Below are 10,074 nucleotides of genomic sequence, written 5' to 3' on the forward strand. Positions count from 1 at the left end.
TGATCGACTAGTAGCTTTTGTTCTTTCGGACAAAAGTTGGTCGCGAAACGGTTGAAGCTCTGGACAGGCGGCGTGGAACGCTCTTACTGTGTCGGACACAACACATCGGCATTGCGTCGATGTGAACGCTGCCAAAGAAGAGGGGGCTCCCGGTGCGGACCGTCGACCCCCTACACGTGCGCCTGTTGCGGCTGCTTCGCGACGAGGGCGCCGTGTCCCGGGCCGAGCTGGGCGACCGCCTCCAGATGCCGCGTCCCCGCATGCTGGCCGAGCTTGATCGCCTGGTCGCGCTGGGTTACGTCGCCGAGGCCGGGCTCGCCGCATCCCGAGGTGGGCGTCGCTCGACCCTTGTCGAGTTGAACCCGAAGCTGCGCTTCGCCGCCGTCGACCTCGGCGCCAGCTCGATGGACGTCGAGGTGGTCAACGGCCGCCTCGAACCGGTGGCCCACTACGCCGAGGCGGCCGACATCCGCAACGGCCCGAAGGTGACCCTGCAACGGGTCAACGAGCTGCTGCACAAGGCCCGGGTCGACGGTGCGTACGAGCGCCTGGACGCGGTCGGCATCGGCGTACCCGGCCCGGTCAGCTTCCGCGACGGCGTTCCGGTCTCACCGCCGATCATGCCGGGCTGGGACCGGTTCCCCGTGCGTGAGCTGCTCAGCCGGGAGCACGGCTGCCCCGCGGTGGTCGACAACGACGTCAACATCATGGCCATCGGTGAGCGGCACGGCGGGGTCGCCCACTCGGTGGACGACTTCCTCTTCGTGAAGATCGGCACCGGCATCGGGTGCGGCATCTACCTCACCGGCGAGGTCTACCGGGGCACCGACGGCTGCGCCGGCGACATCGGCCACATCCAGGTCGACTCGCACGGTCCGATGTGTTCCTGCGGCAACGTCGGCTGCCTGGAAGCGCTGTTCAGCGGTGCCGCGCTGGCCAAGGACGCTGCCGCCGCCGCCCGCAGTGGGACGTCGCCGGCGCTGGCCGAGCGGTTGGCCCTGCGCGGTGTGGTGACCGCGCTGGACGTCGCCGAGGGCGCCGTCGAGGGCGACGTGACCTGCATCCAGTTGATCCGGGACGGCGGACGGCGGGTCGGCGGAGTGCTCGCCGGCCTGGTCAGCTTCACCAACCCGTCGATGATCGTGATCGGCGGCGGGCTGGCCCAGCTGGGCCACATCCTGCTCGCCGAGATCCGCAGTGTGGTCTACCGCCGGTCGCTGCCGCTGGCCACCGGCAACCTTCCCGTCGTCCTGTCCGAGCTGGGCGGCCGTGCCGGTGTCACCGGCGCGGCGGTGCTCGCGAGCGACGTCGCCTTCGGGGAAGCATCGTGAGCGCGAGGAGTGAGCCGGGTTTGCGAGCCCCGCAGTCGCGAACAAAGGCCGGCACCGTGAAGCTGTTCGAGATTCCGTCGTGAGCGAGGAGGAGACTGTGGCTCTGCCCGAGGATGACCCCGCCACCGCGTCGGCCGAGGCCGTCGCCGAGGCGCCGCTGGTCGAGGCTCCCGCCGACACCGTCGCGGGCGAGGTGGTCCTGCGCCTCACCGATGTGGTGAAGACCTTCCCCGGCGTACGCGCGCTCGACGGCGTGCAGCTGGAGGTGCGTGCCGGCGAGGTGCACTGCCTGCTTGGGCAGAACGGCGCCGGCAAGTCCACCCTCATCAAGGTGCTCGCCGGAGTGCACCAACCGGATTCCGGGCAGGTGGAGTGGCGCGGTGAGCCGGCCACGTTCGCCAACCCGCAGGCCGCCATGAAGGCCGGCATCGCCACGATCTACCAGGAGCTCGACCTCGTCGAGGACCTGTCGGTGGCGGAGAACGCGTTCCTCGGGCACGAGTACCGCAACTTCGGGTTCGTCCGGCGCGGCCGGATGGCCCGGCACACCCGGCAGATTCTCGGCCGGCTCGGCCACGGTGAGATTCCGCCGGGGCGGATGGTCCGGTCACTGCCGGCGGCGGGCAAGCAGATCGTCAGCATGGCGCGGGCGCTGTCGCACGAGGCCCGACTGATCATCATGGACGAGCCGAGCGCGGTGCTGGCCCACGACGAGGTCGGCAACCTATTCCGGATCATCCGTGAGCTGACCGCGCAGGGCATCGCCGTCATCTACATCTCCCACCGGTTGGAGGAGATCCGCGAGATCGGCGACCGGGTCACCGTACTCAAGGACGGCCGGACCACGGCGGCGAACCTGCCGGCGCGCGACACCCCGACCCGCGACCTGGTGAGCCGGATGACCGGCCGCACCATCGAGTACGTCTTCCCGGACCGGCCGACCGAGGACCCCGCGGGCGCCGACCTGCTCCAGGTGGAGGGGTTGACCCGCCCGGGCGAGTTCGCCGACGTCTCGCTGAGCGTGCGTGCCGGGGAGATCGTGGGTATCGCGGGGCTGGTCGGCTCCGGTCGTTCCGAACTGCTGGAGACGATCTACGGTGCCCGCCTCCCGGAGGCCGGCACGGTGCGGATGGACGGGAAGGTCCTGCGTCCCGGCGTCGGCGCTGCGGTTCGCGCCGGCATGGGGATGGCCCCGGAGGAACGCAAGAGTCAGGCGCTGCTGCTCGGCGAGCCGATCTACCGCAACGTCACGCTGGCCACCTTCGGCCGGTACGCGCGACTCGGCTTCACGAACGCCGCCAAGGAACGCGCCGAGGCGGACCGGATCGCGGAGACCCTGGAGCTGCGGCCCCGGGACGTCGACCGGCCGGTACGCACGCTGTCCGGCGGCAACCAGCAGAAGGTGGTGGTCGGGCGTTGGCTGCTCGGCGGCACCAAGTTGCTGCTTCTCGACGAGCCGACCCGGGGCGTGGACGTGGGCGCCCGGGCCGAGCTCTACCAGGTCATCCGGGCATTGGCCGCTCAGGGCGTGGGGGTGCTGCTGGTCTCCAGCGAGGTGCCTGAGGTGCTGGGTCTGGCCGACCGGGTGCTGGTGATGCGGGAAGGACGGGTCGTCCGCGAAGCCGCGGCCGGCGAACTCGACGAGAACACTGTGCTTGACCTCGTTATGGCGGGGTCCTTGATGGAAGGCGCACCGGCATGAGCGACGCGACTCCCACTCCCACCGCGACACCGGAGCGCCCGCAGCTTCCGGCGCAGTCGCCGCCGGTGGATCCGGCGGAGACGGCGGTGGCCAGCAACAAGTCAGGTTCTGGGGGCAAGCTCTCCTGGTGGCGGGGTGACGGTGGCGACGGCGCCAAGCGCAACCTCGGTCTGATCGGGGTGCTGGCCGCGCTCATCGTGGTCGGCGCGGTCACCAAGCCCGACCTGTACGGCGACCCGAACTGGGTCTGGAACAACGTCCTGGCCATCCTCCAGTTGGCCTCGGTCGTCGGCGTGGTCACGGTCGGGATGACCTTCGTGATCATCGGTGGTGGTATCGACCTGTCGGTCGGCGCGATCGTCGCGCTGGCCGGGGTCTGGTGCACCACGGTGGCCACCCAGAGCTACGGCGCCGCCGGCATGATCTTCACCGCCCTCGCGGTCGGCATCTGCGTCGGCCTCGTCAACGGTGTGCTCATCTCGTACGGGCGGCTGGTCCCCTTCATCGCGACGCTCGCGATGCTGGTGGCCGCGCGGGGGCTCGCGGCATCGATCTCCAACAAGCAGACCCAGGTGTCGAGCAGCACCTTCATCAACGACATCGCGGCGCGCAAGGTGATCGGGATCCCGATCCTCGTCTACATCCTCGGCGCGGTCGTGCTGGCCGGTTGGGTAGTGCTCAACCGCACGACCTTCGGCCGGCGGACCATCGCCGTCGGCGGTAACCCGGAGGCGGCCCGGCTGGCCGGCATCAACGTCCGGCGGCACACCATGCTGCTCTACGCGCTCTCCGGTCTGTGCTGCGGAATCGCGGCCATCATGCTCACCTCGCAGGCCACCTCGGCACAGGCGGCGATGGCCAACCTGTACGAGTTGGACGCTATCGCCGCGGCGATCATCGGTGGGACGTTGCTCAGCGGTGGTCGGGGCACGATCGTCGGCTCGCTGCTCGGCGTCATCATCTTCGCCACGATCACGAACCTCTTCGCCATCAACGGCCTCTCCATCGAGGCGCAGAACATGGTCAAGGGCGGCATCATCGTCGCCGCCGTCCTGGTCCAGCAGTTCCAGTTCAAGTCCGTCACTCGGCTCCTCGCGCGGAACAGGGTCACCACCGCAACCTGACGCACCGCACCGTTGTCCTGGCGACGTCGAGACATTTCGACGCTGGCCGGGCCTCGCACACCCTCAATAAGTCAAATCCCGCTCCCAGGAGGTCATTAATGACCCAGCACAGTCGCGACCTGTCGCGCCGCCGGTTGCTCTTCGGTGGAGCCGCGGTAGGCGCTGCCACCCTCCTCACCGCCTGCACCAGCAACGACACCCCGGCCGCCAGCACCCAGACCAAGGCCGCCGGAAACAGTGAAGGCAACAACGCCCCGGGCAAGAAGGTCGTCATCGGCTTCTCCGCCCCGGCCGCCGACCACGGCTGGATGGGCGCGATCCACGCGAACGCCAAGGCCCAGGCCGCGGCCTACTCGGACGTGGAGTTCAAGGAGGTCGACGGCGGCTCGAACTCCGAGGCCCAGCGCTCCACGCTCGGCACGTTGATCGCCCAGAAGCCGGACATCATCGTCGTGCTGCCGCACGACGGCAAGGAGGTCAACGCCGTTGCCCTCCAGGCGATGCAGGCGGGCATCCCGATCGTGAACCTCGACCGGGCGTTCCCTGACGCGCTGGCCTCGCGGCTGGTCATCAAGGGCGACAACTACGGCATGGGCGTCTCGGCCGGGCACTACATCGGCAAGATGCTCAAGGACAAGGGCGTCGCCAACCCGATCATCGGTGAGATCGCCGGTCTGGAGATCCCGCTGACGGTCGAGCGCAGCGAAGGCTTCAAGGCCGCCCTGGCGACCTACGGCTTCAAGGTGAACAACCGCCGCTCGGCGGAGTTCACCTCGGACAGCGGCCAGCGCGAGGCGTCCCAGCTGCTCCAGGCGCTGCCGAAGATCGACGCCATCTGGAACCACGACGACGACCAGGGCATCGGTGTGCTCGCGGCCATCAAGCAGGCCAACCGGTCGGAGTTCTTCATGGTCGGCGGCGCGGGCTCCAAGCTCGCGATCGACGCGATCAAGGCCGACAACACCGTGCTGAAGGCCACTGTCACCTACAACCCGTCGATGGCCTCCTCGGCCGTCTCGCTCGCGCGGCTCGTCGCGCAGGGTCGGGGCCTGGGCGACCTGACGGAGCTGCAGGTGCCCAAGGAAGTGACCCTGGCCTCGGAGACGATCACCAAGGAGAACGCGAGCAGCTACGACAAGCTCGGGTTCTGACATACCGGGGGGAGACCCACCTTGTCCACGACAGACAAAGAACTGCGGGTCGGCATGGTCGGCTACGCGTTCATGGGCGCCGCGCACTCACAGGCGTGGCGCACCGTGAACCGCGTGTTCGACCTGCCGGCGCGGGCCCGGATGGCGTTGATCTGCGGCCGAGACACAGCGAAGGTGGCCGACGCCGCCGACACACTCGGCTGGGACGCGTACACCACCGACTGGCGTGACCTGATCAACCGGGACGACATCGACGTCGTCGACATCTGCACCCCGGGCGACAGTCACGCCGAGATCGCTCTCGCCGCGTTGGCCGCAGGCAAGCACGTTCTGTGCGAAAAGCCGTTGGCCAACTCGGTGGAGGAGGCACGGGCGATGACCGCTGCGGCGGATGTCGCCCGGGCCGCCGGAGTGCGGTCGATGTGCGGGTTCAACTACCGCCGGGTCCCCGCGGTCACGATGATGCGCCAGTTGGTCGCCGACGGACGGCTCGGGGTGATTCGACACGTCCGTGCGACGTACCTGCAGGACTGGATCGTGGACCCGCAGTTCCCGCTGGTCTGGCGGTTGCAGAAGGACAGGGCGGGCTCCGGCGCGCTCGGTGACATCGGTGCGCACATCATCGACCTGACCCAGTTCGTCACGGGTCAGCGGATCAGCGGCGTCAGCGCGGTCACCGAGACCTTCGTCAAGGAGCGGCCGTTGCCGGCCGAGTCGAGCGGTCTGGCGGCCTCGGTGGACGGCCACACGGCGCCCACCGGGCCGGTCACCGTCGACGACGCCGCGGTCTTCGTGGCCCGGCTCGACGGTGGCGCCCTGGCCACGTACGAGGCGAGCCGGTTCGCGACCGGCCGTAAGAACGCGCTGCGTGTCGAGATCAACGGCTCGTTGGGCAGTGTGGTCTTCGACCTGGAGCGCCTCAACGAGCTGGAGTTCTACGACGCGACCCGCCCGGCCGTGGAGCAGGGCTTCACTCGCATCCTGGTGACCGAGGGCGAGCACCCGTACATGTCGGCGTGGTGGCCCCCGGGCCACATCATCGGCTACGAGCACTCGTTCACGCACGAGATGCGCGACTTCATCGAGGCGGTCGCCACCGGCGTGGACCCGACTCCCTCCTTCGCCGACGCGTTGCAGGTCCAGCTGGTGCTGGACGCTGTGGCCCGCTCGGCGGAGCTCGGCTCCTCGTGGGCCGAGGTGGAACCGACGCTGACCGCGGCGGCTGTCTGACCATTGACCATCCGCGATGGCGGTGTTCGCGCCGCCATCGCCCGACCGGCTTTCCGAAGCCGACCGGCGAGGGACCAGCCACGGATTGCGCCCCGTGGCCGGGACAGAGGTCGGAATCGGAGAGCGTGCAGCCGGGCCGTACGGCCCGGTGGCGCACGAGCAGGACGGTCGTCCGGTGCGACCGGACCGGGATTCCCCGGCCGCACCGGAGGACCGCCACCGCCGGTGAAATCCGGCGGTCTGAGACGCCCGGCCGGGACGTGCCAACGCCCCGACCGGCCGGATGCGGGGGAGGCAGGGTCGAGACGCCGACCCGACCCTGCCTACCAGCCCCGTCTGCTCGCACCTGCCGGGATCCGGTCCGGTGTCGTCGCCGCCGACGCCGACGTCGGAAGCCGGTGCTGTTCCGGTGTGGGCGGGCGGACGGGGCCATCCACCCGGCCCGAAAGTTTTCCGAAACCGGGCCGTATCTTTCCGAAACATATTCTGATATTCCTATATTTAGCGGTACCGACGGTTCCTCGTGATTGGGGAAGGAGCACCATGCGAACAGGTGTCTGGCTGGTAGGAGCGCGCGGTTCCGTCGCGACCACCAGCATCGTCGGGGGGCTCGCGCTGCGGGCCGGCCTGGCCGGGCCGACCGGCTGCGTCACCGAGCTTCCCGAGCTGCGTGGCCCTGCCCTTCCGGCCTTCGCCGATCTGGTCTTCGGCGGGCACGACCTGGCCACCACCCCCCTGTGCAAGCGCGCCGAGGCGCTGGCCGACGCCGGTGTCATCCCCTGGCGGCTGGTCGCCGCGCTCCGCGACGAGCTGGGAGTGGTCGACCAGGAGCTGCGCCCCGCGCCGGTCGGCGAGACCCAGGCCGAGCGGGCCGCCGCCGTGGTCCGCGATCTGACCAGCTTCCGCGAGCGGCACGAGCTGGACCGGGTGGTGGTGGTCAACGTCTCCGCCACCGAGCCGGCCCCCCTGCCGCACCCCGGGCACGCCGACCCGGCCGCGCTGCGCGCCGCCCTCGACGGGCCGGACGAGGTGCTGCCGGTCAGCTCCCTCTACGCGTACGCGGCGGTGCTGGCCGGCTGCCCGTACGTCGACTTCACCCCGTCCACCGGGCTGCGGCTGCCGGCGCTGGCCGCGCTGGCGGAGGAGGCCCGACTGCCGTACGCCGGGCACGACGGCAAGACCGGGGAGACCCTGGTCAAGTCGGTGCTCGCGCCGATGTTCGCGATGCGCAACCTGGACGTGCGCTCCTGGTCCGGGGTCAACCTGCTCGGCGGTGGCGACGGCGCGACCCTCGCCGACCCGGCCGCGAACGCGGCGAAGGTGCAGAGCAAGCAGCGCGTGCTCGGCGAGACGTTGGGCTACGTCCCGCAGGGCGGCACCCGCATCGAGTACGTCGAGGACCTGGGCGACTTCAAGACCGCCTGGGATCTGATCACCTTCAGCGGTTTCCTCGGCACCGGCATGCGGATGGAGTTCACCTGGCACGGCTGCGACTCCGCGCTGGCGGCGCCGCTGGTGCTGGACCTGGCCCGACTCACCGCCGCCGCGCACGCCGCCGGGCAGGTGGGGCCGCTCGCCGACCTGGGCTTCTTCTTCAAGGACCCGCTGGGCTCGCCCACCCACTCGCTGGGCGAGCAGTGGGCCCGGCTGACCGCCTTCACCCGACACCTGCACGACGGCCGGGACGGTGTCCATGACAACGTTGGCTGATCTCGCCGAGTTGGTCCGGGCGCCGGCCGCGCTCTCGGTGCCCGGTGACGTGATCGCCGGAGCCGCGGCGGCCAGCGCGTTGAGCCCGCGTACCCCTGCCCTGGCCGGCGCGTCGGTGCTGCTCTACTGGGCCGGCATGGCCGCCAACGACTGGGCCGACCGACGCCTGGACGCCGAGGAACGGCCCGAGCGGCCGATTCCGAGCGGGCGCGTCTCCCCGGCCGCCGCTGTCGGTCTCGCGGCGGGCCTCACGGCCGCCGGCGTGGGCCTGGCCGCCGCCGTGGGCGGTCGCCGCGCCGCCGCGCTCGCCGTGCCGCTGGCCGCCACCATCTGGGGGTACGACCTGCTGGCCAAGAACACCGCCGCCGGCCCGGCCGTGATGGCGGCCTGCCGAGGGCTGGACGTGCTGCTCGGCGCGTCCGGCGGCCGGATGACCCGGGCGTTGCCGGCGGCGGCGACCGTCGCCGCGCACACCTGGACGGTCACCGAGCTGTCCCGCCGGGAGGTCACCGGCGCCGACGCCACCCTGCCGATGCGTACCCTCGTGGGCACCGCGTTGGTCGCCGCCAGCGCCGCCGTCGCCGCACCTCGGCGGGTTGGGGTGCTGCCCGCCGTGCTGGCCGGCTGGTACGCCGCCCGGTACGGCGCCGCCCAGGCCGAGGTCGTCCGGGACCCGTCGGCCGGACGGGTCCGCGCGGCCGTCGGCGCCGGGATCACCGGGCTGCCGGCCCTCCAGGGTGCCCTGACCGCGCGGGCTGGAGCAGGTCTGCTCGGGGTGGCCGTCGCGGCGGCCGCGCCGCTGGGTCGACGGCTGGCCCGGAAGGTCTCCCCGACATGAGCGTCCCCGAGCCCCGGCCCGGCGCGTCGGCCGCCGACGCCACGACGCTGCGACTCGGCTACGGCACGAACGGCTTCGCCAACCACCGGCTCAACGACGCGCTCGCCGTCATCGCCGATCTCGGCTACGACGGGGTGGCGCTCACCCTGGACCACGACCACCTGGACCCGTTCGCGCCCGGGCTCACCCGCCGGGTCGCCGCGGTCGGTCAACGGTTGGAGTCGCTGGGCCTGGCGGTGGTCATCGAGACCGGGGCCCGCTACCTGCTCGACCCGTGGCAGAAGCACGCCCCCACGTTGCTGCACGACGACCCGACCCGGCGCATCGAGTTCCTGCGCCGGGCCGTGCGGATCGGCGCCGACCTGGGCGCGGAGGCGGTGTCGTTCTGGGCCGGTGTCCGACCCGAGGCGGTGTCCCAGCAGTGCGCGTGGGACCGGCTGGTGGCCGGGTGCGCCACAGTGGTCGACGCGGCCGACACCGCCGGCGTCACAGTCGGCTTCGAACCGGAACCGGGCATGTTGGTGCAGGACATCGCCGACTGGCGTCGGCTGCACGCCGCGCTCGACAACCCGGCCCGCTTCGGCATCACCCTCGACATCGGCCACTGCCGGTGCCTGGAACCGTGGCCGGTGCCGCAGTGCGTCGCCGAGGTGGCCGACCACCTGGTCAACGTGCAGATCGACGACATGCGCCGGGGCGTGCACGAGCACCTGGAGTTCGGTGTCGGCGAGATCGACTTTCCGCCGGTGCTGGCCGCGCTGCGCGACGCCGGCTACCGGGGGCTGGTCGCTGTGGAGCTGCCCCGCGACTCGCACGCCGCGCCCGCCGTGGCCGCCCGGTCCATCGAGTTCCTGAAGGCCGCCGCGGCCACCGACAGCCACCCCGCCCACACCCTTTGCTCTGCACCCGCCGAGGCGACACCCGCCGAAGAGGCCCCGGTGCATATGTAGGTGCAGAGCAAAGGCTGGCGGGGCACCGGGGAGCAGCA

8 protein-coding genes are annotated in these 10,074 nt (G+C 71.1%); all 8 read left to right on the top strand.

The genetic code is table 11. The features are described from left to right. Positions 1–152: 152 nt before the first annotated feature. The 8 genes from IW248_RS00075 (at position 153) to IW248_RS00110 (ending at position 10,036) form a co-directional block, all read left to right on the top strand. Positions 153–1,331: an ROK family protein gene (locus tag IW248_RS00075; RefSeq protein WP_196925128.1), complete on the top strand. Its 1,179-nt coding sequence runs from the start codon at positions 153–155 to the stop codon at positions 1,329–1,331. 193 nt (positions 1,332–1,524) lie between these two features. Beyond that, positions 1,525–3,033 (top strand): sugar ABC transporter ATP-binding protein, encoded by a 1,509-nt coding sequence (locus tag IW248_RS00080; protein ID WP_196929971.1) that lies wholly within the window; start codon positions 1,525–1,527, stop codon positions 3,031–3,033. Further along, positions 3,030–4,157 carry an ABC transporter permease gene (locus tag IW248_RS00085; protein WP_196925129.1) on the top strand — a complete coding sequence of 376 codons (1,128 nt, stop codon included), beginning with the start codon at positions 3,030–3,032 and terminating at the stop codon, positions 4,155–4,157. The genes IW248_RS00080 and IW248_RS00085 overlap by 4 nt, the downstream gene beginning before the upstream one ends. Positions 4,158–4,255: 98 nt before the next feature. Beyond that, on the top strand, positions 4,256–5,308 hold the full coding sequence (locus IW248_RS00090; protein ID WP_196925130.1) for a substrate-binding domain-containing protein: 1,053 nt from the start codon (positions 4,256–4,258) through the stop codon (positions 5,306–5,308). A gap of 54 nt (positions 5,309–5,362) precedes the next feature. Then, complete coding sequence (locus IW248_RS00095) at positions 5,363–6,538, top strand: Gfo/Idh/MocA family protein (RefSeq protein ID WP_372432751.1); 1,176 nt, start codon at positions 5,363–5,365, stop codon at positions 6,536–6,538. A 543-nt stretch (positions 6,539–7,081) separates the two neighbouring features. After that, the gene (locus tag IW248_RS00100) at positions 7,082–8,248 is read left to right on the top strand and encodes an inositol-3-phosphate synthase (RefSeq protein ID WP_196925132.1); all 1,167 of its coding nucleotides are present in this window, start codon (positions 7,082–7,084) and stop codon (positions 8,246–8,248) included. Beyond that, complete coding sequence (locus IW248_RS00105; protein WP_196925133.1) at positions 8,232–9,086, top strand: SCO3242 family prenyltransferase; 855 nt, start codon at positions 8,232–8,234, stop codon at positions 9,084–9,086. Before IW248_RS00100 ends, IW248_RS00105 begins: the two co-directional genes overlap by 17 nt. Next, a complete protein-coding gene (locus tag IW248_RS00110) occupies positions 9,083–10,036 on the top strand; it encodes a sugar phosphate isomerase/epimerase family protein (RefSeq protein ID WP_196925134.1) in 954 nt (317 codons plus the stop codon). Before IW248_RS00105 ends, IW248_RS00110 begins: the two co-directional genes overlap by 4 nt. Positions 10,037–10,074: the final 38 nt, after the last annotated feature.

Source organism: Micromonospora ureilytica (assembly GCF_015751765.1).
Classification (GTDB): Bacteria; Actinomycetota; Actinomycetes; order Mycobacteriales; family Micromonosporaceae; genus Micromonospora; species Micromonospora ureilytica.